Origin of the sequence: Enterobacter sp. BNK-16 (genome assembly GCF_048684955.1) — a bacterium.
Taxonomy (GTDB): domain Bacteria; phylum Pseudomonadota; class Gammaproteobacteria; order Enterobacterales; family Enterobacteriaceae; genus Enterobacter; species Enterobacter bugandensis.
This window is the reverse complement of record NZ_JBLQTQ010000001.1, coordinates 784,657-807,444: the sequence shown is the minus strand read 5'-3', so window position 1 is coordinate 807,444 and position 22,788 is coordinate 784,657. Positions and strand designations below refer to the sequence as shown.

25 protein-coding genes are annotated in these 22,788 nt (G+C 60.5%); 7 read left to right on the top strand and 18 right to left on the bottom strand.

The window, feature by feature from the left end; all coding sequences use genetic code 11:
* The first annotated feature begins 220 nt into the window (after window positions 1-220).
* The 7 genes from arnB to arnF are packed head-to-tail and all read left to right on the top strand — an operon-like array spanning window position 221 to window position 7,587.
* Entirely contained in the window at window positions 221-1,360 is a 1,140-nt protein-coding gene (gene arnB / locus ACMGGH_RS03950; RefSeq protein WP_088205116.1) for a UDP-4-amino-4-deoxy-L-arabinose aminotransferase, read from the top strand.
* Window position 1,361: 1 nt separating this feature from the next.
* On the top strand, window positions 1,362-2,345 hold the full coding sequence (arnC, locus tag ACMGGH_RS03945; protein ID WP_041911876.1) for an undecaprenyl-phosphate 4-deoxy-4-formamido-L-arabinose transferase: 984 nt from the start codon (window positions 1,362-1,364) through the stop codon (window positions 2,343-2,345).
* Entirely contained in the window at window positions 2,342-4,324 is a 1,983-nt protein-coding gene (arnA, locus tag ACMGGH_RS03940) for a bifunctional UDP-4-amino-4-deoxy-L-arabinose formyltransferase/UDP-glucuronic acid oxidase ArnA (RefSeq protein WP_041911877.1), read from the top strand. The genes arnC and arnA overlap by 4 nt, the downstream gene beginning before the upstream one ends.
* On the top strand, window positions 4,321-5,223 hold the full coding sequence (gene arnD, locus ACMGGH_RS03935; RefSeq protein ID WP_420299068.1) for a 4-deoxy-4-formamido-L-arabinose-phosphoundecaprenol deformylase: 903 nt from the start codon (window positions 4,321-4,323) through the stop codon (window positions 5,221-5,223). Before arnA ends, arnD begins: the two co-directional genes overlap by 4 nt.
* Complete coding sequence (gene arnT, locus ACMGGH_RS03930) at window positions 5,220-6,875, top strand: lipid IV(A) 4-amino-4-deoxy-L-arabinosyltransferase (protein ID WP_232949134.1); 1,656 nt, start codon at window positions 5,220-5,222, stop codon at window positions 6,873-6,875. Before arnD ends, arnT begins: the two co-directional genes overlap by 4 nt.
* Complete coding sequence (arnE, locus tag ACMGGH_RS03925) at window positions 6,875-7,210, top strand: 4-amino-4-deoxy-L-arabinose-phosphoundecaprenol flippase subunit ArnE (RefSeq protein ID WP_049138155.1); 336 nt, start codon at window positions 6,875-6,877, stop codon at window positions 7,208-7,210. Before arnT ends, arnE begins: the two co-directional genes overlap by 1 nt.
* Window positions 7,207-7,587: a 4-amino-4-deoxy-L-arabinose-phosphoundecaprenol flippase subunit ArnF gene (gene arnF, locus ACMGGH_RS03920; RefSeq protein WP_163333526.1), complete on the top strand. Its 381-nt coding sequence runs from the start codon at window positions 7,207-7,209 to the stop codon at window positions 7,585-7,587. The genes arnE and arnF overlap by 4 nt, the downstream gene beginning before the upstream one ends.
* Here arnF and acpT read toward each other — a convergent pair.
* Genes acpT through ACMGGH_RS03830 form a run of 18 tightly spaced genes read right to left on the bottom strand, consistent with a single transcriptional unit; the run spans window position 7,544 to window position 22,762 of the window.
* Complete coding sequence (gene acpT, locus ACMGGH_RS03915; RefSeq protein WP_193050673.1) at window positions 7,544-8,152, bottom strand: 4'-phosphopantetheinyl transferase AcpT; 609 nt, start codon at window positions 8,150-8,152, stop codon at window positions 7,544-7,546. The two genes, arnF and acpT, sit on opposite strands and share 44 nt — an antisense overlap.
* Before the next feature lie 2 nt (window positions 8,153-8,154).
* Window positions 8,155-9,384: a beta-ketoacyl-ACP synthase gene (locus tag ACMGGH_RS03910; protein ID WP_028014713.1), complete on the bottom strand. Its 1,230-nt coding sequence runs from the start codon at window positions 9,382-9,384 to the stop codon at window positions 8,155-8,157.
* Window positions 9,381-10,112 (bottom strand): 3-ketoacyl-ACP reductase FabG2, encoded by a 732-nt coding sequence (locus ACMGGH_RS03905; RefSeq protein WP_028014712.1) that lies wholly within the window; start codon window positions 10,110-10,112, stop codon window positions 9,381-9,383. The genes ACMGGH_RS03910 and ACMGGH_RS03905 overlap by 4 nt, the downstream gene beginning before the upstream one ends.
* On the bottom strand, window positions 10,109-10,582 hold the full coding sequence (locus ACMGGH_RS03900) for a 3-hydroxy-fatty acyl-ACP dehydratase (RefSeq protein WP_224066066.1): 474 nt from the start codon (window positions 10,580-10,582) through the stop codon (window positions 10,109-10,111). The genes ACMGGH_RS03905 and ACMGGH_RS03900 overlap by 4 nt, the downstream gene beginning before the upstream one ends.
* Window positions 10,579-11,748, bottom strand: a complete 1,170-nt coding sequence (locus tag ACMGGH_RS03895; protein ID WP_232949135.1) for a beta-ketoacyl-[acyl-carrier-protein] synthase family protein — start codon at window positions 11,746-11,748, stop codon at window positions 10,579-10,581. The genes ACMGGH_RS03900 and ACMGGH_RS03895 overlap by 4 nt, the downstream gene beginning before the upstream one ends.
* 1 nt (window position 11,749) lies before the next feature.
* Complete coding sequence (locus ACMGGH_RS03890) at window positions 11,750-12,328, bottom strand: DUF3261 domain-containing protein (protein WP_028014709.1); 579 nt, start codon at window positions 12,326-12,328, stop codon at window positions 11,750-11,752.
* Complete coding sequence (locus tag ACMGGH_RS03885; RefSeq protein ID WP_232949136.1) at window positions 12,325-14,649, bottom strand: MMPL family transporter; 2,325 nt, start codon at window positions 14,647-14,649, stop codon at window positions 12,325-12,327. Before ACMGGH_RS03885 ends, ACMGGH_RS03890 begins: the two co-directional genes overlap by 4 nt.
* Window positions 14,618-15,223, bottom strand: coding sequence for an outer membrane lipoprotein carrier protein LolA (locus tag ACMGGH_RS03880; protein ID WP_028014707.1), 606 nt, complete (start codon window positions 15,221-15,223; stop codon window positions 14,618-14,620). Before ACMGGH_RS03880 ends, ACMGGH_RS03885 begins: the two co-directional genes overlap by 32 nt.
* Window positions 15,220-15,642: an acyl-CoA thioesterase gene (locus tag ACMGGH_RS03875; RefSeq protein ID WP_028014706.1), complete on the bottom strand. Its 423-nt coding sequence runs from the start codon at window positions 15,640-15,642 to the stop codon at window positions 15,220-15,222. The genes ACMGGH_RS03880 and ACMGGH_RS03875 overlap by 4 nt, the downstream gene beginning before the upstream one ends.
* 3 nt (window positions 15,643-15,645) lie before the next feature.
* Window positions 15,646-17,337: a glycosyltransferase family 2 protein gene (locus tag ACMGGH_RS03870; RefSeq protein WP_232949137.1), complete on the bottom strand. Its 1,692-nt coding sequence runs from the start codon at window positions 17,335-17,337 to the stop codon at window positions 15,646-15,648.
* Window positions 17,328-17,681, bottom strand: a complete 354-nt coding sequence (locus ACMGGH_RS03865) for a hydroxymyristoyl-ACP dehydratase (RefSeq protein ID WP_028014704.1) — start codon at window positions 17,679-17,681, stop codon at window positions 17,328-17,330. The genes ACMGGH_RS03870 and ACMGGH_RS03865 overlap by 10 nt, the downstream gene beginning before the upstream one ends.
* Complete coding sequence (locus tag ACMGGH_RS03860; RefSeq protein WP_232949138.1) at window positions 17,668-19,029, bottom strand: AMP-dependent synthetase; 1,362 nt, start codon at window positions 19,027-19,029, stop codon at window positions 17,668-17,670. Before ACMGGH_RS03860 ends, ACMGGH_RS03865 begins: the two co-directional genes overlap by 14 nt.
* Window positions 19,022-19,609 (bottom strand): hypothetical protein, encoded by a 588-nt coding sequence (locus ACMGGH_RS03855; RefSeq protein WP_048960816.1) that lies wholly within the window; start codon window positions 19,607-19,609, stop codon window positions 19,022-19,024. Before ACMGGH_RS03855 ends, ACMGGH_RS03860 begins: the two co-directional genes overlap by 8 nt.
* 6 nt (window positions 19,610-19,615) lie before the next feature.
* Window positions 19,616-19,867 carry an acyl carrier protein gene (locus ACMGGH_RS03850; RefSeq protein WP_024908875.1) on the bottom strand — a complete coding sequence of 84 codons (252 nt, stop codon included), beginning with the start codon at window positions 19,865-19,867 and terminating at the stop codon, window positions 19,616-19,618.
* A 10-nt stretch (window positions 19,868-19,877) separates the two neighbouring features.
* The gene (locus ACMGGH_RS03845; protein WP_028014701.1) at window positions 19,878-20,135 is read right to left on the bottom strand and encodes a phosphopantetheine-binding protein; all 258 of its coding nucleotides are present in this window, start codon (window positions 20,133-20,135) and stop codon (window positions 19,878-19,880) included.
* Window positions 20,116-20,931 carry a lysophospholipid acyltransferase family protein gene (locus ACMGGH_RS03840; RefSeq protein WP_048960820.1) on the bottom strand — a complete coding sequence of 272 codons (816 nt, stop codon included), beginning with the start codon at window positions 20,929-20,931 and terminating at the stop codon, window positions 20,116-20,118. The genes ACMGGH_RS03845 and ACMGGH_RS03840 overlap by 20 nt, the downstream gene beginning before the upstream one ends.
* Window positions 20,928-21,650, bottom strand: coding sequence for a beta-ketoacyl synthase chain length factor (locus ACMGGH_RS03835; RefSeq protein ID WP_232949139.1), 723 nt, complete (start codon window positions 21,648-21,650; stop codon window positions 20,928-20,930). Before ACMGGH_RS03835 ends, ACMGGH_RS03840 begins: the two co-directional genes overlap by 4 nt.
* A gap of 47 nt (window positions 21,651-21,697) precedes the next feature.
* Window positions 21,698-22,762: a class I SAM-dependent methyltransferase gene (locus ACMGGH_RS03830; protein WP_232949140.1), complete on the bottom strand. Its 1,065-nt coding sequence runs from the start codon at window positions 22,760-22,762 to the stop codon at window positions 21,698-21,700.
* Window positions 22,763-22,788 lie beyond the last annotated feature (26 nt).

The window sequence follows — 22,788 nt, the reverse complement described above, 5'->3', positions numbered from 1 at the left end:
GTAAAAATTGAGTTTGATCACGAAATAAATAATTCTTAATTACATAAGCTATTGTTTATAAATGAATTAATATTGATTTAGTTACATCTTAATTACGCATCTTAATTTTTCCCTAAGAAATGAACGATACCTTGATATGAGTTTATGGTTCGTTGAAATAAACGAAAAAGTAATTGGTTAATATCAAGCGCGTGCCATTCTTATTGCAAGGAAATTAATGATGAGTGATTTTTTGCCTTTTTCCCGCCCGTCGATGGGCAGTGAGGAATTAGCGGCGTTGCAGGAGGTTATAACCTCCGGCTGGATCACCACAGGGCCTAAAAATCAGGAACTTGAAGCGGCATTTTGTCAGCTGACGGGGAACCAGCACGCGATTGCCGTCTGCTCGGCGACGGCGGGCATGCACGTCACGCTGATGGCGCTGGATATTGGTCCGGGCGATGAGGTCATTACCCCCTCCCAAACCTGGGTCTCCACGCTGAATATGATCGTGCTGCTGGGCGCCACGCCGGTCATGATCGATGTGGACAAAGAGACATTGATGGTGACGCCGGAAGCGGTTGAAGCCGCCATTACCCCGCGTACCAAAGCGATTATTCCCGTGCATTACGCCGGCGCGCCGTGTGATATCGACGCCATTCATGCCGTCGGTGAGCGTCACGGTATTCCGGTGATTGAAGACGCGGCCCATGCCGCCGGAACGTACTACAAGAACCGTCACGTGGGCTGGAAAGGCACGGCGATTTTTTCCTTCCACGCCATCAAAAACATGACCTGCGCGGAAGGTGGTTTAGTCGTCACGGATAACGCCCGGCTTGCCGCGCGGATCCGCAGCCTGAAATTCCACGGCCTGGGCGTGGATGCCTATGACCGCCAGACGCACGGCCGCGCGCCGCAGGCCGAAGTGATCTCCCCGGGCTTTAAGTACAACCTCGCAGATATCAACGCCGCGCTGGCGCTGGTACAGCTGGGCAAGCTGAAAGAGGCCAACCTACGCCGCGAGGCAATCGCGCAACGCTACCTGCGCGAGCTTGCCGATACGCCGTTCCAGCCGCTGAGCATTCCGTCATGGCCGCACGTTCACGCCTGGCACCTGTTTATTATTCGCGTTGATGAAGCGCGCTGCGGGATCTCACGCGACAACCTGATGGCGGCGCTGAAGGAGCAAGGCATCGGCACCGGCCTTCATTTCCGCGCGGCGCACACCCAAAAATACTACCGCGAGCGTTTTCCTGATGTATCTCTTCCGAATTCGGAATGGAACAGCGCGCGTATTTGTTCTCTCCCTCTTTTCCCGGACATGACTCATGACGACACAACCCGCGTCATTACCGCGCTCCATCAGCTTGCAGGACATTGATATGTTCAGCGCACCGCCTGTACAAAAAGTTTCTGTGGTCATCCCAGTTTATAACGAGCAGGAGAGCCTGCCCGAGCTGATCCGCCGCACCACGGCAGCCTGCGATACGCTGGGCAAAGCCTATGAAATTCTGCTGGTGGACGACGGCAGCAGTGATGATTCCGCGCTGATGCTGACCGAAGCCGCCCAGGCCGAAGGCAGCCATATTGTCGCCGTGCTGCTCAACCGTAACTATGGCCAGCACTCCGCCATTATGGCCGGGTTCAGCCACGTTACGGGCGATCTGATTATCACCCTGGACGCGGATCTGCAAAACCCGCCGGAGGAGATCCCGCGCCTGGTGGCGAAAGCCGATGAAGGCTATGACGTGGTCGGCACGGTGCGTCAGAACCGCCAGGACAGCCTGTTCCGCAAGCTGGCGTCACGCACCATCAACCGCCTTATTCAGCGCACCACCGGTAAAGCAATGGGCGATTACGGCTGCATGCTGCGCGCCTACCGCCGCCATATTGTCGACGCCATGCTGCACTGCCATGAGCGCAGCACCTTTATTCCGATCCTCGCCAACACCTTTGCCCGCAAGGCAACGGAAATTCCGGTCCTGCACGCCGAGCGCGAGCACGGGGAATCGAAGTACAGCTTTATGCGTCTCATCAATCTGATGTACGACCTCGTCACCTGCCTGACCACCACGCCGCTGCGCCTGCTGAGCGTGTTCGGCAGCATCATCGCCCTGGCCGGCTTTACGCTGTCCGTCCTGCTGGTGGTGCTGAGGCTGGTCTTTGGCCCGCAGTGGGCGGCGGAAGGGGTCTTCATGCTTTTTGCCGTGCTGTTTATGTTCATCGGCGCCCAGTTCGTCGGAATGGGCCTGCTCGGTGAATACATAGGCCGTATCTATAACGATGTTCGCGCACGTCCGCGCTACTTTATTCAACGTGTTGTCCGTCAGGAACACAAAGCATCTCAAGAGGAAAACCACCCATGAAAGCCGTTGTATTTGCCTATCACGATATGGGGTGCGCGGGCACGCTGGCCCTGCTGGAAGCGGGCTATGACATTGCTGCAATCTTTACCCATCCGGACGCGGCGGGAGAGAATCACTTCTTCGGCTCCGTGGCGCGTATCGCCGCCGAGCGCGGTATTCCGGTGTATGCTCCGGACGACGTCAACCACCCGCTGTGGGTGGATCGCATCCGCGCGCTCGCACCTGATGTCATCTTCTCGTTCTACTATCGCAACCTGATCTGCGACGAGATCTTAGGCCTGGCCGCAAAAGGGGCGTTTAACCTTCACGGCTCTCTGCTGCCCGCCTACCGTGGCCGCGCGCCGCTGAACTGGGTGCTGGTCAACGGCGAAACGGAAACGGGCGTGACGCTGCACCGCATGGTGCGCCGCGCAGATGCCGGGGCCATCGTCGCCCAGCAGCGCGTGGCAATCGACGCGGATGAAACCGCGCTTGAGCTGCATCATAAACTCTGCACCGCGGCGCAAAGCCTGCTGCGTGACGCGCTGCCAGCCATCCTCAACGGCACCTTCAGCGAGACCGAGCAGGACGAAAGCAAGGCCAGCTGCTTTGGCCGCCGCGCGCCGGAAGATGGTCGCCTGGACTGGAATAAACCCGCCCGCCAGCTGCACAACCTGGTGCGCGCCGTGACCGACCCGTGGCCGGGCGCGTACAGCTTTGCGGGCGTAAGCAAATTTATCGTCTGGAAATCCCGCGTGCGTGACGATATCCCGGCCGCTAAGCCGGGCACCGTCGTCTCCGTCTCCCCGCTGATTGTGAGCTGCGGCGAGCAGGCGCTGGAGATCGTCACCGGGCAGACCGACAACGGCCTGTACGTTCAGGGCACGCAGCTGGCGCAGTCTCTGGGGCTGGTGGCTGGGGCGCTGATCACCAGCGCGCCGGTGGTTGCCATCAAGCGCCGCACGCGCGTGCTGATCCTCGGCGTGAACGGCTTTATCGGGAACCACCTGACCGAACGTCTGCTCAAAGACGATAACTACGAGATTTACGGTTTGGATATCGGCTCTGACGCCATCAGCCGTTTCCTCAACAACCCGCGCTTCCACTTTGTGGAAGGGGATATCAGCATTCACTCCGAGTGGATCGAATATCACATTAAAAAATGCGACGTGGTTCTGCCGCTGGTCGCCATCGCCACGCCAATCGAGTACACCCGTAACCCGCTGCGCGTGTTCGAGCTGGATTTCGAAGAGAACCTGAAGATCATCCGCGACTGCGTGAAATACGACAAGCGCATCATCTTCCCGTCCACCTCTGAAGTGTACGGCATGTGTACCGACAAAAACTTCGATGAGGATGCCTCCAGCCTGGTGGTCGGGCCGATCAACAAGCAGCGCTGGATCTACTCTGTCTCCAAGCAGCTGCTGGACCGCGTGATTTGGGCCTACGGCGAGAAAGAGGGTCTGCGCTTTACCCTGTTCCGTCCGTTTAACTGGATGGGTCCGCGTCTGGATAACCTGAACGCGGCGCGAATCGGCAGCTCCCGCGCGATCACTCAGCTGATCCTGAACCTGGTCGAAGGCTCGCCTATCAAGCTGATTGAAGGTGGGAGCCAGAAACGCTGCTTTACGGACATCAGCGACGGTATCGAAGCCCTGTTCCGCATCATTGAGAACAAAGATAACCGCTGCAACGGTGAGATCATTAACATCGGTAACCCGGAAAACGAGGCGAGCATTCGCGAGCTGGCAGAGATGCTGCTGGCCAGCTTTGAGCGCCACCCGCTGCGCGATCGCTTCCCGCCGTTTGCCGGTTTCCGCGAAGTGGAAAGCAGCAGCTACTACGGTAAGGGCTACCAGGACGTCGAGCACCGTAAGCCAAGCATCCGCAACGCGAAGCGCTGCCTGAACTGGACGCCGACGGTGAAGATGGAGCAGACCATTGATGAAACGCTCGACTTCTTCCTGCGCACCGTGGAGCTATCGGAACAGGCCTCATGAAAAAAGTCGGTTTACGCATTGATGTCGACACCTTCAGGGGAACGCGTGACGGCGTGCCCAGACTGCTGGAACTGCTGAGAAGGCACGGCGTGCGTGCCAGCATTTTCTTCAGCGTGGGGCCTGACAACATGGGACGCCATTTATGGCGTCTGGTTAAACCGGCATTTCTGTTCAAAATGCTGCGCTCGCGCGCGGCATCCCTCTACGGCTGGGATATTTTGCTGGCCGGCACCGCCTGGCCCGGCAGACGCATCGGCGCGGGTAATGAAGCGGTTATCCGCGCGGCGGCGCAGCAACACGAGGTCGGCCTGCATGCCTGGGATCATCACGCCTGGCAGGCGTGGGCGGGCGTCTGGGATATCCCGCGCCTGTCCCGTGAGGTCGAGCGTGGAATGCTGGAACTTGAGGCCATCATCGGTCAGCCCGTGCGCTGCTCCGCCGTGGCGGGATGGCGTGCCGACCAGCGGGTGGTCAAAGCCAAAGAGCATTTCGCGTTTCGCTACAACAGCGACTGTCGTGGAACCGGGCCATTTTTGCCGCTGTTGGGCGAAAATCGCTACGGTACGGTGCAAATTCCGGTCACGCTTCCTACGTGGGATGAAGTGGTGGGGCGCGAGGTGAAGGCGGAAGCATTTAATCGCTACATTCTGGACCGCATCCATCGTGACGCCGGAACGCCGGTCTATACCATCCATGCCGAAGTGGAAGGGATTGCGTATCAGCATGATTTCGACGAACTGCTGACCATGGCCGCCCGGGAAGGCATTGCGTTCTGTCCGATGAGCGAGCTGCTGCCGGACGACCTCAGCACCCTGCCCGTGGGCAAGGTGGTCCGTAATGAACTGGCTGGCCGGGAAGGCTGGCTTGCCTATCAACAAACCGTGAGTCCGGCTCCATGAAAACAGCCCGTTATGGCGTAGCGCTTTTCGCACTGTTTATCGTTTATTACTTCATTCCGGTCGATATTCGCCTGCTTTGGCAGCCTGATGAAACGCGCTATGCGGAAATCAGCCGCGAAATGCTGGCATCGGGTGACTGGGTTGTCCCGCATTTCCTCGGGCTGCGCTACTTTGAAAAGCCGATTGCCGGCTACTGGATCAACACTATCGGACAATGGCTGTTCGGGCACACGAACTTTGCCGTACGCGCCGGGTCGATCTTCTCCACCGGACTCGCGGCGCTGCTGGTGATCTGGATGGCCTGGCGACTCTGGCGGGATAAGCGTACGGCCATTTTCTCCGGCCTGATCTTCCTGACTCTGTTCCTGGTGTATGGCATCGGCACCTATGCGGTGCTGGACCCCATCGTCACCCTCTGGCTGGTGGCGGCGATGTGCAGCTTCTGGCTCGCCTCACAGGCGCGCACCGTGGCCGGAAAAGCGGGCGGCTATGTGCTGCTTGGGCTGGCCTGCGGGATGGGGGTGATGACCAAAGGCTTCCTGGCGCTGGCGGTACCGGTGATCGGCGTGCTGCCGTGGGTGATTGCCCAAAAGCGCTGGAAAGAGGTGCTGATTTTTGGCTGGCTCGCGGTCCTGAGCTGCGTGCTGATTGTTCTGCCGTGGGGGCTGGCCATTGCGCACCGCGAGCCTGATTTCTGGCGCTACTTCTTCTGGGTTGAGCATATTCAGCGTTTTGCCCAGAGCGACGCGCAGCATAAAGCTCCGTTCTGGTATTACCTGCCGTTCCTGCTCGCGGGCAGCCTGCCGTGGCTGGCGCTGCTGCCAGGCGCGCTGCGTCTTGGCTGGAATGACAGACAAAACGCGGGCGGCGGGTTCTACCTGCTGGGTTGGGTGGTGATGCCGCTGCTGTTTTTCAGCATCGCTAAAGGCAAGCTGCCGACCTATATCCTGCCCTGTTTTGCCCCGCTGGCTATCCTGATGGCGCGCTATGCCTGCCTCGCGGCGGAAAAAGGGGCCAGAGCGTTACGCATTAACGGCGGCATTAATCTGGCGTTTGGCGCTATCGGCGTGGTGGCGGCGCTGGTGGTCTCGCCGTGGGGGCTGGCTAAGCATCCGGTCTGGACGTCGGTCGAACTGTATAAAGTCTTCTGCGCGGTGGTGGCGTTCCTTATCTGGGGCGCGGTAGGCTGGTTTACGCTGCGGCAGAGCCAGCGGCGCTGGTGGCTGGCGGCGCTGTGTCCTGCGGGCCTGGCGTTGTTGATTGGTTTTGCCATTCCGAACCTGGTGGTGGATTCCAAACAGCCGCAGTCGCTGGTTGATACCGTGCGCGAGCCGCTACAGGGCAGCCGCTTTGTGCTGACCAATAACGTTGGCGTGGCCGCGGGCCTGGCGTGGGAGCTGAAGCGCAGTGACATCACGCTGTTTGCTCAGAGCGGCGAGCTGCGCTACGGGCTGGATTATCCCGATGCGAAAGATCGCTTTGTCAGTGAAGACGACTTCGCGCAGTGGCTGGCAACGCATCGTAAGCAGGGAAGCGTGTCGCTGGTGATGCTGATGTCTAAACGTGACGATATTGCAGAGGCGAATTTACCGCAGCCGGACAATCTCTATATCCAGGGGCGTCTGGCCCTGCTGGAGTATCTGCCGAAGTGATGACCTGGACCTGGCTCATACTGGCAAGCCTGCTGAGCTGCGCGGGACAGCTGTGCCAGAAACAGGCTACCCGTCCGGCGAAAGGCGGACGGCGTGGCGCGCACATCATGCGGTGGCTTGGCCTGGCGATGCTGGCGCTGGGCTGCGGAATGCTGGTCTGGCTGGTGGTGCTGCAGCGCCTGCCCGTCGGCGTAGCTTACCCTATGCTGAGCCTCAATTTTGTCTGGGTGACGCTTGCGGCGAAGGTCTTCTGGCGCGAGCACGTTGCTATGCACCACTGGCTGGGGGTCGGGTTCATTATCATGGGGATTATCGTGCTGGGAGGAAGCCTGTGAAAGGCGCGTTCTGGGCGTTATGCAGCGTGCTGTTAGTCAGCGCCGCACAGCTGTTGCTGCGCGATGCCATGCAGGCTCTGCCGCCGGTCAGCGATTTTCTGACGTTTATCTCCTCGCTGTGGCACGTTTCGTCCGGCACGGGCGCGCTGCTGCTGGGGTTAACGGGATACGTTGCCTCCATGGGCTGCTGGTATCTGGCGCTGCATCGCATGGCGCTCAGCAAAGCGTATGCCTTGCTGAGCCTCAGCTATATCCTGGTGTGGGGCGCGGCAATCCTGCTGCCCGGCTGGGGGGAGCACTTCTCCTGGCATGGGCTGCTGGGCGTCGCGTTGATTATGCTGGGTGTACTGGTGATTTTCCTGCCCCGACGTGAATAATCGACTCGGCGGTCAGGGTGTAAGGGGTCGAGGTACAGACGGCAAGGCTCAGAGAACCGAGCTGCAGCTGGCTGACCGAGTGCGACTGCGCCGTGCTGTCGATGCTGACAATCTGCCAGGCGCTGCCGCCGCGCTGTTTCACAATCGCTTCTTTGCGCGTCCAGATACGCCAGAAGGCAGAAAGCTGTTCCTCGGGCGCTTCACGCTCCAGCTCGTCATGCTCTGTCAGGCTGAAAACGGCGTTGGCCAGCGCCTGCCAGTTCTTGCGGGGGCGAATCACTTCGATATCGCAGCCCACTTCGCCTTCATCGCTCATCAGCAGGGCGATATCATCACCGCTATGGCTCAGGTTGAACCACAGCGGATCCCCCTTCGCAAAAGCCGGCTTCCCCTGCTCGCCGTAAATGATGTCGGGGAGCGGGTGAGGGGATAATGTTCTGGCGAGCAGCGTCCGGCCAGCCAGCCAGGAGGCCTGTCGTGCACCCTGAGGTGCCTTATCTGCAAGCGTTGACGCCAGCGGGTCCGCGCAAAGGGTGGAAATTTTTCCCAGTACAAACCGGTACATAGTTACGCCCAGCGTTTAATGATAATCGAGGTATTGATGCCGCCAAACGCGAAGTTATTGCTCTGCAGATACTCGCAGTCAATCTGACGGGCTTCTCCCATAATATAATCTAAAGCCCCGCATTGCTCATCCGGCTGCGTTAAATTGAGCGTCGGGGCAAACCAGCCTTCGCGCATCATCTGCAGGCTCATCCACGCTTCCAGCGCGCCGCAGGCCCCCAGCGTGTGGCCAAAATAGCTCTTCAGCGAAGAAACCGGCACGCTGTCACCGTAGATGGCGGCCGTGGCCTGGCTTTCGGCGATATCGCCGCGGTCGGTGGCGGTACCGTGCGCGGAGATATACCCCATATCCCGGGCGCTTAACCCCGCCATCGCCAGCGACTGCTCCATGCATATCTGCATGGTGTCACGCTGCGGCTGGGTGATATGGGCCGCGTCACAGTTGGTGGCAAAGCCCACGATCTCACCGTAGATGGTGGCCCCGCGCGCTCTGGCGTGCTCCAGCTCCTCCAGAATCAGGGTGCCTGCGCCTTCCCCAATCACCAGACCATCGCGCTGCGTATCGAACGGCGAGGGGGTGGTTTTGGGTTCGTCGTTGCGCTGGCTGGTGGCAAACAGCGTGTCAAACACCGCCGCTTCAGACGGACAAAGCTCTTCCGCGCCCCCCGCGACCATCACGGTCTGATACCCGTGGCGAATTGCCTCCCAGGCGTAGCCAATCGCCTGGCTGCCGGAGGTACAGGCGCTCGACGTTGGGATCACGCGGCCACGTAGTCCAAAGAACAGGCCGGTATTCACCGCGGTGGTGTGCGGCATCATCTGGACGTAGGTTGTCCCGGTGATGTTATTGGTGTGCTTTTCGGTAAGCATGGTCGCGAATTCGCTGACCGGGCCGGTGCTGCCTGTCGAAGAACCGTAGGCGATGCCGGTTTGCCCGTTGGTGAGCACCGCTTCGCCAATCAGCCCCGCCTGCTCCAGCGCCAGCTCGGTGGCGCGGGTCGACATCAGCGACACGCGGCCCATAGCGCGAATACGTTTGCGGGTATAGTGTTCCGGCAGCGCGAAATCGTCGATCGGCGCGCCCAGCAGGGTGTGCAGGCCATCATAAACCTGCCATTCCGGCATTTTACGCACGGCGTTTTCATACGCCAGCAGCCGGCTGGAAACGGACTGCCAGTTCTCGCCAAAGGCGGTGACGCCGCCCATGCCCGTAATCACCACGCGACGCGTCATAGCATTCCTCCGTTAATCGAAATGACCTGGCGGGTGACATAGCCCGCGATATCCGACATCAGATAGCTTGCCAGCCCGGCGACCTCCTCAGCCTGGCCCATACGTTTCATTGGGATGATGGACATCGCTTCCTTCAGCGCGGCCTCCTCCATCTCAATCATGCCGGTATCAATCAGCCCTGGCGCAATGCAGTTCACGGTGATTTTGCGTTTTGCCAGCTCGATCGCCAGCGCTTTGGTGGCACCGATAATGCCCGCTTTGGCCGCGCTGTAGTTCACCTGGCCGCGGTTGCCCATCACGCCGGAGACGGAGGATAAGGTAATAATGCGCCCGCCCTGACGGGTGCCGATCATGGGCATAATGCAGGGGTGTATGACGTTATAAAAACTGTCGAGATTGGTGTGGATCACGCTGTCCCAGTCGTCTTCACTCAGTGCCGGAAAGGCACCGTCGCGGGTAATTCCGGCGTTGCTGACCACGCCATACCATGCGCCATGGGCATCAATTTCCTGCTCAAGCACTTCACGGCACTGCTCGCGGTTGCCTACGTCAAACGAGAGTAAACGGCCGCTGCCGCCCGCCTGCGTGATGGCGTCCAGCGTCTCCTGCGCGCCTGCGGCATCACGATGGTAATGCACGCCGACGGTAAACCCGTCAGCGGCAAGCTGGCGGGCGATGGCGCGACCAATGCCTTTGCTGGCCCCTGTGACCAGTACGGAACGACTCATGCGTGGGATCCCTGATTAAAAAGCGATGTTAATTCTTCTGCACTCGGCTGGAAGGTATTGACCCGGCCCGTGGCCAGCGTCTCTTCACCTGCGCAAATCGTGCATTCAAAACTGCCGAAGCGTTCGTCCTGCATCAGCAGCTTAACGGTAATGTCCAGCGTTAAGCCTTTGGCGAAACGCCCGCTGGCGCAGACCAGCTCGCGCGCGCCGAGCACCATGCCCAGCGCGATATGTCCCTGCCCCTGCTGCTGACGATGCCAGCCCGACCAGACGCCAACGGTCTGCGCCATTAGCTCGAGCGCGTACCAGCCCGGCAGGTCGCCATCGGCATTGAGAAACGGCGCCAGCACGCTTTGCCTGTCAACCGCCACGCGGCAGACCGCCATGTCATCCGTCACATTTTCAACGGACCCCAGCAGCATCATGGGCGCATCGTGCGGCAAATAGGCTTCGGGTGATAGATAGCTCATGACGTTCTCCCCAGCAGAATGCTGGCGTTATTGCCGCCAAACGCGAACGAGTTAGACAAAATCACCGGCTTTTTCAGGGCGGTGCGCTGGTGCAGCAGGCCGCACGACACCAGCGTCTCGTCCGGAGCGTAGCGGGAAAAATCCTGCGGCGGCAAGGGCAGATCGCGCGTCAGGATAAGCCAGCTCAAAGCCGCTTCGGTAATGCCGGCAGCGCCCAGCGTGTGGCCGGTAAGGTGTTTGGTTGAACTGCACGGCACGCTTTCCCCGAAGAGATCGTGAACCACCTGTGATTCAATCTGATCGTTGAGCGGCGTGGCGGTGCCGTGCAGGTTGATGTAGCCGATGTCGTCCGGCTGCATGCCCGCTTCGCTGAGCGCCTGAGTGATAGCCCTTATCGCCCCGTCGCCCTGCGGATGCGGGGCGGAAATATGGTACGCATCGCTGGATTCGCCCGTGCCGAGCAGCGCCACGTCCGCGGGCTCCCGGCTTAATACCATCAGCGCCGCCGCTTCACCGATGGTGATCCCCCGGCGGTCCCGGCCAAACGGCTCGCAGAGCGTGGGGGAGAAGGATTCAAGACTGTTAAAGCCGTTCACGGGCATCCGGCTCAGGGTGTCTGCTCCGCCGACAATGGCGATATCCACCAGCCCGGCTTCGATCAGGCGTTTGCCGCCGATCATCGCCCGCGCGCTGGAGGAGCAGGCGGTGGAGATCGTATAAGCCGGGCCTTCAAGCTGCAGCCAGTTGGCGAGAAAGCGGGACGGATCGCCCAGCTCCTGCTGCGGATACTGCCAGCGCGTGCTGGTCTCGCCGTCGGTCATCAGACGCACGTGCTCATCGCCTTCATCCAGCCCGGAGGTGCTGGTTCCCAGCACCACGGCCACCCGGTCGCGACCAACGCGGGCGATGGCCTCGTCAACGGCGGGCTGAATCTGCGCCAGCGCGGCCAGCAGCAGCTGGTTGTTGCGGGTGCGGTGTGCAGAGAAGGTGTCCGGGATGAGCGGCAGTTCGCCTTCCACCCCGCCCAGTACCGCTTCGGGCATTCCCTGCAGCCAGCCGGTCCGGGCGTGCATGCCCGGCGCCACGCCCGCAGCCAGGCTGGCGGCAATTTCATCAGGCGAGTTGCCCAGCGCGTTGACCATGCCAACAGCGGATATATAAATCATCTCAGTCACCCAGATATTGAATGGTGATGTGGTATTTGAATACGTGTTGCTCGATGCTGATCGGCTCGCGCTTGCCTTTGCGCTGGAGGTAGACAATCTCCGTCACCAGCTTGCCGCTGGCGTTACGCAGCTCGCGCCGATCGCCATTGTCCGTTAACGTCCAGCCCTTCGGCAACTGCGGCTGCCAGGCGCTAATCGGCCAGTGGCTGAGCATCACGTCGGCCAGCACCTGGCTGGCGGGCGGCAGCTGCGGCACGACGATCGACTGCTCGGTATGAATACCGCTCTCGTCGTACGTTGCCAGGAACAGGCGAATGCCCACGGAAGAGAGGCCGGCCAGCGTGACCTTATGCGCATCCGCGTTGAGCATCACCAGCAGGGACTGCGTTTGCCCGTTAAAGCTGCCGGTCAGCAGCTGCTGGGAGCTTACCGCCGGGCTGATGCCGGGCGGCGGCAGAGTGACTTTGGTGCCAGGCTGAAGCCAGGCCTGAGGCCGCGTCTCTTTGGTATCGGTCGAATGGCTGCAGCCTGCCAGCAGCAGCGCCGCGGCCAGCGCGACGGCGCGATAAACAGCGTTCATTTACGTTTTCTCTCTTTCTTATCCGGCATCGCCAGCGGTGCCAGCAGGAAGGCGGTGAAAATACCGCTCACCAGCACAATACCAAAGCTGCTGATGGCCTGGGTGGCGCTGAAGACGAGCATGCCCAGCGTCAGCAGGGTGGTCATCATGGCCAGGGTAATCGCCAGCATCGAAGTCAGCGGCGTACCGCGCGGGTTGCTGAAGAACAGCGTGTAGTTAATGCCAATGCCGAGCACCAGTACCAGCGCCAGCAGTGAAAACAGATTTACCGGGTGGCCCGTTGCGGCCAGCGCGGCCAGCCCGCAGCTCAGCGACAGTGCGGACGGCACCAGGCTTATCAGCCCTTTGCGCCAGCCGAGGCGCAGCATCGCCCCGCAGGCAATCACCGCCAGCGCCGCAAACAGTAGCCCCGTCAGCAGCGTGCGGTAGAGGGCAAACAGGCTGTCAAAGCTGGCCTTGCGGTCCACCCAGACGACGCCGTCATGGCGCGCGGCCAGCTCACCGAGTGCCGCGCTGTTTTTTGCGCCATCCACCGGCACGAGCACGCCGCTTTCCCCGCCCGGCAGGGTCAGCCAGAGCAGACGCCAGCCCTCACTGGCCGGACTTTCAAGCCACGCGTCCACGCTGACCGGCATGGCGTCCAGATTGGGGGAAACGGCGTTAAGCCCTGCGCTTTTCAGCACGTTCGTCACCGCAGGCGCGGCGTCCCGCAGCAGCGCAAGGTCGCTTTTCTGGCGGGCCAGCGAGTTCAGTGGCAGGGTGCGCCAGCGGGTGAGATCTCCCGCTTTTTGCGCCCCGGCCAGCGCGGGAGTAAAGGCTTCCAGCCGCTCCAGCGTTTGCTGGGGCGAAGCGCCGTGCACCACAAACCATTTCTGATCGACGCTTTGGCCGGTCAGGGCGGTAATGGTTTTCTCCTGCGCCAGAATATCTTTCGGCAGCGCCTGCAGCTGGGCGATGTCGTCGTCCACCTTCAGGGTGCTCATTCCCACGGCGGAGAGCAGCGCCAGCGCGACGGGCAGACCAACGGACAGTTTTTTACTGCGTCGCCAGGCGGCCAGCCAGCGCAACATCAGGACCATAAAGGGAACCGGGCGCACCGGCAAACCCCGGCACAGCCACGGATGCCAGAAAATCACCGTCAGGCAGGAGGCGCTCAGCCCCGTCGCGGCAAATACCGCCATCTGGCGGATCCCGGGGAAGGGGGCCAGCATCATAATCAGGTAGGCGGCGACGGTCGTCAGCAGCGCCAGCAGCAGCGCATTGCGCACTTTGGCCAGGCTTTGCCAGGGAGAGAGCTCCGCGCCGTGCACCATCCGTTCGGTCAGGTAGTAAAGCGTATAGTCGGCCGAAATACCGATGATGCTCATGCTCATCACCAGCGTCATCAGGTGCAGTTCGCCAAAGAGCAGCAGCGTCACCGCCGTGCCCGCCAGCGCGCCGATGGCAATGGAGAGCACGCTCAGCAGCAGCGGGCGCAGAGAGCGGAACACCGCCACGATCAGCAGGAACACCCCAAGCAGGGTGGCGATGCCCAGCGTTGAGACGTCGCGTTTAGCCTGCTGGCTGGCATAATCGCTGTAGAACACCGTCCCGCGCGAAAGCAGCTGCGCCTGCGGGTAACGCGCTTTCAGCGTCTGTTGCAGCGCATTAAGCGTCGTCACGAGCCGGTGGGTCTGCTGCATATCAAATGACGAGCCCGCCAGTTCGCCGTGCAGCAGATACCAGTAGTTTCCCGCTTCATCTTGCGTGACCAGCCAGCCGTCCATCAGCCGCAGCTTCTGGCCGTTTTGCGCCAGGGCGAGCTGCGAGCCGCGCATCAGCATCAGCGGATCGTTTTGCAGCTCTTTACCGCTGACGCCGGAGAAGGCGGAGTAGAGCTGGGATAAAATCCACTGCGCCTGCGCTTCTCCGCCGTTTTGCAGGCGGGCGCGGGTGGCCGGATCAATCAGCCCGTTGCGGTGCTGCCAGAAGAACTCTCCCCAGGCCTTTTGCCCGGCGGCGTCCATCGGGCCTTTGACCTCGCGGAGCGCGTCGCTGCTGTGCAGCAGTTCAAGCCACTGCTGCGCCACGCGCGGATCGGGTTCTTTGCCGGGGCTGACCAGCCAGACCAGCTGGCGGTCGAGACGCTGCATAAACCCGTCGTTGAGCGCCGGAGGGATCGCCCCCAGCGTCTGCTTCGGCAGCATGGCCAGCACGCTGCTGTTCAGCCGCGCGCCGGGCAGCAGCGACAGCAGCACGCCCAGCATAACCAGACATACCGTGGCCCACAGCAGCGCCGGGCGCAGGGATTTACGGTGCGGCAAAGCGTTGGCGTTCGTCATCGGTCAGGCTGGCGGGCGTCAATTGGTGGTTTGAAAGGGCGATATCGGTACGGTCGCCCTGCCTGTCGTTCAGGCGGATCGTCTCAAGATAGGTCGCGCCGCCCAGATCGAGGGTGGCGAAAATCTTGTCCAGCGGCGTCGTTTTTGGGGTAAGCACCAGCGACCAGCGGCCCGCGCCCAGGTCTTTAAAATCGATGCGGAAGTTCTCTTCCAGCACCTTGCGGTCGGCCTGGAACAGGGCCCGCAGCAGGTGGTTGAACTGGAACATCTGCGGATTATTGTCGGCGGTGATGGTCTGCGGCGGCTGGCCGTTGATCGCCTGTACCATCCGCTTGTCGTCCAGCAGCAGCGTCATCGGAAACGGCGCTTTTTGATCCCACAGCAGGCCGCTGTCGCGGGCGATCAGCATCTCGCCCTGCGAGCGCAGCGGCTGCGGCATATCTTTTATCGTGCGGACCTGTTCGAAGTGCGCGCGCACCACGGGCTGCTCGGTGAAACGCTGCTGCAGTTCATCCAGCGTCACGGCGCTGACCAGCGGGCTGACGAGCAGCGTCAGCAAAGGCAACCATTTCATGGCGTGACTCCCATACGTTCAAACAGTACTGCCGGACTGACAAAGCACATTTCGCGGGTGGCTTCTTCTACCGCTACCTGGATGGTGTAGCCGGTGGTGGTGCGTTTGCCGGTTTGCGCATCGAAAATTTGATAGGCAATGCGCAGGCGGTTTTCATACTCTTCAATCTGCGCGCGAACGCGAATGCGCTGCTCAAAGGTCACCGCATCGCGGTATTTCACCCGCGTGTCGACAACGGGCCAGACGTAGCCGGAGGCTTTCATCTGGCGATAGCCATAGTCAAACTGATTGAGCAGCGCCTCGCGGGCGATCTCAAAGTAGCGGAAATAGTTGCCGTGCCAGACCACGCCCATCATATCGACGTCGTGGAACGGAACGGTGATCTCAACTTCAGTCGTAAAGCGGGGATCGGTCAGCACCCTTTACTCCTTCTCTCTGGACTCTGGCAGATGCCAGAAATCGAAAAAATTAAACCAGTCGAGCGGCGACATCAGGGCGTAATGCTCCAGCCGCTGCGCGTAGCGATCGACGGTAGCCTGCAGCGCCTGCTGGCGTTCCCCGCGCGGCAGGATCAGCGGGTCGGCAAACGGCTCGCTGTGCAGGACGAGCTTACCCTGCTGGCGCAGGGCGAAAATCAACACCACCGGACAGCGCAGGATGGAGGCCAGGATAAACGGCCCCTGAGGGAACGGTGCGGGCTGGCCCATGAACGGGCTCCAGATCACCCGCCACTCGCCGCCACGCTGCGGGTTGACGGCGATGCGGTCGCCCACGATCGCGACCCATTCTCCGCGCTCAAGCTTCTCTTTGATGGCAATGGCGGTGTCCGGGCCGATGTCGGTGACCGACATCAAATTCACGCCGGCCTGGGGCGCCATTTCGCTCATAATTTGCTTAAAACGCCGGGCGTTCTCGCTGAAGACCAGGGCGTTGATGGTTTTGCTGCCGTCCAGCTGGGCCAGCGCCCGGCAGGCTTCTACGTCGCCAAGATGCGAGGCCAGCAGCAGCTTGCCCTGCGGCGCCGCGATATTAAGCGTTTCGCTCGCGCCGGGAGCAAAGACCACGTCGCGCTTAAACTTCAGCTCGCCGCGCCAGCTGGCGACTTTGTCCAGCATCGCGTTGCCGAAGCGCATGAAATGGAAAAAGCTGTTGAGCTGTTCTGGAACAGGCATGTTCCGCTGCATCAGCACCTGCTTCACGCGTGCAATCCACTGCCGCGAAGCCTGCCGCGCCGGACGCGCGATCAGCCAGTAGACGCCGATCACCGGCCACAGCAGCACGGTAAACGCCCGCCGACCCAGCAGCTGCCAGACGCGCAGCATCAGGCGCATGCCCCACAGGCCTTTAACCTCGTCCTGCTGCGCCCAGTGCTGGCCGCGTCGACGGAAGAGCAGGCCGGGAATGCGGGGCAGCATGCCGAAGAACAGCCGGGTATGCATCAGGGAGATCCGCACGTTATCTTTCAACGCGTCGAAGTGAGACAACCCGTCCTGCGGATAGGTCACGCGGGTGGGCAGAAAGACGCTGGTGTTGCCCTGCCAGTAGAGACGGACCATTACTTCGGTGTCAAAGTCCATCCGTTTACCGAGCGTTTCACGCGCGGCGAGCCGCAGCGTGGGCGAGACCGGGTAGACCCGAAAGCCGCACATACTGTCTTTAAGCTGCAGGGATAAGGTCTCAATCCATACCCAGACGTGGGTGACCCAGCGCCCGTAGAGCCGCGAGCGCGGGATAGAATCATCGTAAACGGGCTGGCCGGAAATCAGCGCGTCCGGGTGGCGCTCCGCCAGCGCCAGCATTTTGGGAATATCTTCGATGGCGTGCTGGCCGTCCGCGTCCACCTGCAGGGCGTGGGTATAGCCCGCACGCGCGCACTCCTCCAGCCCCCTGATGACCGCGGCACCTTTGCCGGCGTTTTGCGCCAGACGGACCAGCGTCATCTGCGGCTGCTCCGCCGTCAGCCGCTCAAGCTCCTGGCGGGTGGCGGCTTCGCTGCCGTCATCCACCACCAGGCACGGCAGGCCAAACGGCGAGAGGCGCGACAGCACGCTGGCCATTGTGGCGCCGTGGTTGTAGCACGGGATCAGCACGCAGGGGCGGAAGGTTACTGACATAGACGAATTTTCCCGCTGCTGGCGGTATGGCGTTCAGCTCCGTCATGACGCAGGTAGCTGAAGGTCAGCAGTTTGCGCCCGGCATGCCACTCAAGCACCAGCGTCACCGTGGTTTCCGGCAGCAGAGGCGCCTGGAACTTCACGTTTTGAATGCTGTGAAAGCGGTAGCCCGGTGCCAGTAAGGTCGTTGCGTAGTGCATCACCCAGTCAAGCTGCGCAACGCCGGGCAGCAGCGGCTGTACGGCAAAATGGCCCTGAAACCAGAACAGAGAGGCGTCGAGATGCAACACGATCTCCAGCTTCTCCGGCTGTGCCTGATGGCGCTCGATTTCATGAATTTTCATGAAATAACTCCTCTAACTGCGCATAGACACGCTTGTTCATACTGTTTACCGGCATCTCATCGACAATGCGCCAGTAGCGTGGAACGGCGACCGGCTCAAGCCACGGCAGCAGGGCGCGTCGCCAGGCGAACTCCTGCGCTTTTTTATCCTGCAGATGCCAGCGCTGACGAACCGCCTCATCCAGCACCAGCAGGACGCCAATCCCCTGACGGCCCCCGCGCGTAACCGGCAGCGCAGCCGCCTCGCAAACGCCGTCGAGCTCCAGCAGGCGACGCTCGATCTCGTTAAGCGAGATGCGCTTTTCTTCAATTTTGACCACCCGCCCGCGACGACCGGCGATGCTAAACAGCCCCGCACTGTCGAAGTGGAGGATATCGTCCAGCTGGAGTCCTTCAGCCTCATGGATAAGTGGCGAAGTGACGCGGCAGGCGTCATCTTCCTGATGGAAGTTTACGCCGGGGAAGGGTAGCCACGGCAGGTTATCTTCCACGCGATGGCGCCAGGCGAGGATCCCGGTTTCGGTGCTGCCATAAATTTCGTCCGGCCAGATGTTAAGCCAGCCAACCGTGGTGGAGACGTCACGCCAGGGCAGCATTCCGCCCGCGGAAATCAGCATCCTGACGGGCGGCGCGGCCAGTTCGGTATCCAGGCGCTTCAGGAACGCCGGGCTGCTGATGAACAGGTAATGCCGGTCATGAGGAAGGGCGGCCAGCTGCTCTGCGTAGTAGAGCATCGCGGCATGCAGCGGCAGGCCCATCGCCATCGGCAGTACGATGCGAAATGTCAGGCCATAGAGATGTTGCGGGACGACGGAGGCCACAACGCTACAGCCAGCCAGGCGTTCGCCGAAGCGGTCAGCCAGCAGGCGGGCTTCGCGATCCAGGCTGACGATATGCTTAACCACCCGGCGCGGCGTTCCCGTGGAGCCGGAGGTGAACAGCTCGACGAAGCGGCTTTCGTTAATCTCCGGCAGGGGTACCCAGCGGGCGATCGTCTGGTGGCGGGAGGCTACCACAATCAGCTGCCCGTCAATATCGAGGGACCGATCGCTCAGGACGCCGCTAAACAGCGGCTGCTGCTCCTCAAGCAGCGAAACGCGGCTATGGCCAGGAATGACCGGCGTTTTACCAGCATGCAGCGAGGCCAGCAGCGCAACGATAAACAGGTAGCTGTTTTCAAAGCACAGCGCCCAGCGCTCGCCTTCCTGCTGACGCAGGGTGTCGACCAGTAACGTCACGTCGTGGCGCAACTGGCCCAGCGTCCAGGTACGATCGTCGAGCCAGGCGACGGGCGTGTCGTCAGGGCGGGGCGCGTTTAACCACTGGCCCAGCGGAAGGGGGTTAGTCATTCTGCATCTCTTTTTTTATCACCCGCTGGCGCACCAGCCACTCTGCCGCCATCAGCGTCCCCATCAGGATGTAAGCCACCATACCGTTCCACAGCGTCCACAGGTGCATGTCGCCGTGCAGGACGGTATACAGCGCCATCGCCCCGTTGCCGATGAAAAATCCGCACCAGACGAGGGTCACTCTGCGGGTATAGCGCACGCCCTCCGGCGGCAAATTTGGCTCTCGCAGGCGCGCCAGGCGTTCGACCAGCGGCATCGCTGTCCAGAGCGAACCGCCGAACACGGCGAGCATTACAAGATTAACGACCACAGGGTAAAACAGCAGCCACTGGTGGGTTTTCAGCAGGTAGCTTGCCGCGCAGAGCGCGATCCCCGCCAGCGCCACGCACTGCACCACATACCGCATCGGGCCGGTGTTACGCCGCGCCTGACGCAGCCGCAGCAGCAACAGCAGCGCCATCACCGGCAGCAGCCACGGCAGGCTGTTATGCGTCAGCCCAAATCCAATCAGGAAGGGCCACGCCAGCAGCATCAGCCCCGTCAGAAGTGGGATGACCGGGAACGTCCGTCCACCACGCACGGTGTCTTACTCTTCGCGCAGCAGCTGTTCGACGGCGTCTACCACATCCTGAACGGTACGAACCGATTTGAAGGTTTCCGGCTTGATTTTCTTACCGGTTTTCTTCTGCAGATGGACAATCATGTCCACCGCGTCAATGCTGTCCAGCTCCAGGTCTTCGTAAAGACGGGCTTCGGGCGTAATGTCCTGCGGGTCGATTTCAAAGAGTTTGGTCAGAAGGCCGCAGACTTCCTGATAAATGGTTTCTTGTTCGGTCATAGTTCACATCTCAGGCGCGTTGGGCGTGGATAAAGGACGCCAGGGTGGCGACGGAAAAGAAGTGCTGGCGCATCTCTTCGCTTTCGGCAGAAAGCACCACGCCATACTGGTTTTTCACCGCCAGACCCAGCTCCAGCGCGTCGATAGAGTCGAGACCCAGCCCGTCGCCAAACAGCGCGGCATCGGTATCAATATCCTCTGCGGTAAGCTCGTCCAGATTCAGCGTGGTGATAATGAGATTCTTAATTTCAAGATAAAGCGCTTGCATCATTAATTCCTGACAAAGATTGAAGGCCTGATGTTAATCGATGCTGCAGGTGCCGGTTTAACTGCCTTGCCGCCAGTGCCGGTTCTTGTTGCCTTGCATCGTAAAATTCGTCGATGTTCACGCGATCGCGCACATCGACGGTAAAGACAGGTTTTGCGGGCGGTACATCATACCAGCGGCTTTTTTTATCCAGCAGGTGCTCGCTGCAGTGGATGAGTACGATCCGCAGATCGCTGCCGCAGCGTACGGCGATATTTGCCGCGCCGCGCTGGAGGGACATTGCCTCACCTGGGCGGGTACGCGTCCCTTCCGGGAAGATTAACAGCGTGTCGCCCTGGGCCAGACGCTGCTGGCTGGCGGCGAGTAGAGGCTCGGCCTCGCTGTTAATTAGATAATCCGCCGCGCGGATAACGCCGCTGACAAACGGATTGCGCAGTAACGCGCTTTTCACCAGACAGTCGGTTTCGGGCATTACCGACGCCAGAATCACGTAGTCAATTAACGTAGGGTGGTTAGCCACTACCAGGCAGCCCCGATCGCCGCGCAGAGCATCAAGATTGTGGATGCGATAGTCCAGCACCCCGGTGCCGCGGGCAACGGTTAAGAAGAAGCGGAAGCTGGCCGCGATGCTGCGGCGCGCCAGGCGACGGCGTTTGGCGCGATCGCGCTGGGCAATCAGCAGCAGGTTGAACCAGACCAGCGACAACAGCAGCCCGCCCGCGCCAAACAGCACGAAGCAGAATCCGGTCATGACCAGACGCCATAGCCAGTTGATCCGGGCGGTCAGGCGGTTCATTGGCGCGCCCACTGCCACAGGAAACGTTCGCCGGGCACCACAAACTGCCGTTCCTCGCGGAGATAGCGTTGCAGGAACATCAGGCTTTGCGGCAGGGCGGCTTCCTCGCCCGTGCTGCCGCTGCGGGTTTCGCACTGCCATTCGCTGCCGGCTTCAATCACCAGCGCCACCGCGTACGGCCAGGTAGGCATCTGCGGCGGTAACGCCGGATGGTAAAATTCCGGCAGCGCGCCGTCAAAATCCACCAGCAGGACGCGGGAGTAGCCCGCATGCAGCAGGCTCAGCACTTCACACAGGGCCTGCTGGAAGGTGTCCAGCCCGGCGGAAATGGATGATGAGACAACAGGCTGGCGAGCGGCGATCGTGAGATTGCCCACCGCGGAATTGTGCACGGACATGGCGAAGTCGGTAGGCGAGACGGCCTGCCCGGTCGCCAGCGTATGCAGAATACGGTAATTGCGCTCCAGCTCGCCGTGGCGGCTGGAATAGACGACGGCGTCTATGGCGTGGCTTTGCAGCATGGCAAGACCAATATCTACCGCCAGCTTACTGCCTGAGTTAAGGCGGCGCGCGGTCATCATGGGTAACGCGGTCAGGCGGGGTAAAGGAGCAGTCGGGTCGATGGTCGACTGCAGGCGCGACCACGCCTGCCACTCTGCGGCATCGCTTAGTCCTGGCGCTCTTGCCTGCCAGTCAATAATGTTCAGTGAAAATTTCATCTACGCGCGTCCGCGGAATACCGTATTCAAAGGGCAGCCAGGCTGCGCTATTGTTCACGTTTGGTGCAAATTAACAGGGTATGACCTACCCCAAGGTTATCCAGCCGCTGTGCTATGCTGAAGCCCGCCCTTTCCAGGTAGTGATAAAACTTCTCTACGCTGTAAAACCGGCTATTGCCATTCGCCATACAGGTGAAATAGAGCGAGGTGGCATTCAGGCTGAAAGCCGCCGCTTCATATTTCTGGGCATCCCAGAAAAGCTCCATGATGCACAACCGTGCGCCAGGCTTCATGACCTCTGCGACGCGCGTCAGCATGGCGACAATCTGATCCGGAGAGAAACAGTCGAGGAACTGGCTCATCCACCAGACGTCGGCATCTCCCGGCAATGCCGACGGACTAAGCATATCGACAGCATGGAATCCAATACGATGAGAAAAACCTGCTTTTTCGATGTTTTCCTGCGCCAGCGCTATCTGCTGCGGGAGATCGAGGATCGTCACGGCAACATTGTCGTCATAGCGGCAGCAGCGTAACGACCATTTACCTGTATTTCCGCCCACATCGTACAATTTTGTCGGCGAGCTTGCGAATATATATGGCAACGCAGCGTCAAAAGCGGCATCGGAATAGTAATGATCGAAGGCAAACCAGCTCTCTTTTGCCGGGGCAGGAAGCTGGGATAAAGCCGGATAGATGGTTGGCCAGTCGCCAAACACGGATAATCCAGTCGGTTTTTCTTTCTGCAGGGCATCGGCCAGATAAAATAACCCCTGGTAACAGACGTCCTGCGTGAAATCCATATTAACGCGGGTCATGGGATCGTGGAGTAAGAAATGGCCCACTTTCGCCAGGAAATAACGACCTTCTTTATAAGTAATTATCCGCCCGCTTAATCCCATATCTAACAATACGCTGACGGCATAACTGCTCAGGGTACTGTTTTCGGTTATTTCGTCGAGGCTCGCCCCCTTATTACCCTGTTTATCGAGCCAGGCGAGAACGCCCGAGTTACGCAGACAAAGCGCGGTCTGAAATAACATCGGCGCAAAAGCGATGCGTTGCGCTTCGGTAATGGCATCCAGCGCGCTGAGCGTGTCCTTTTCGTACATTGTTGCGTAACCTTTCAGGGTAAGAA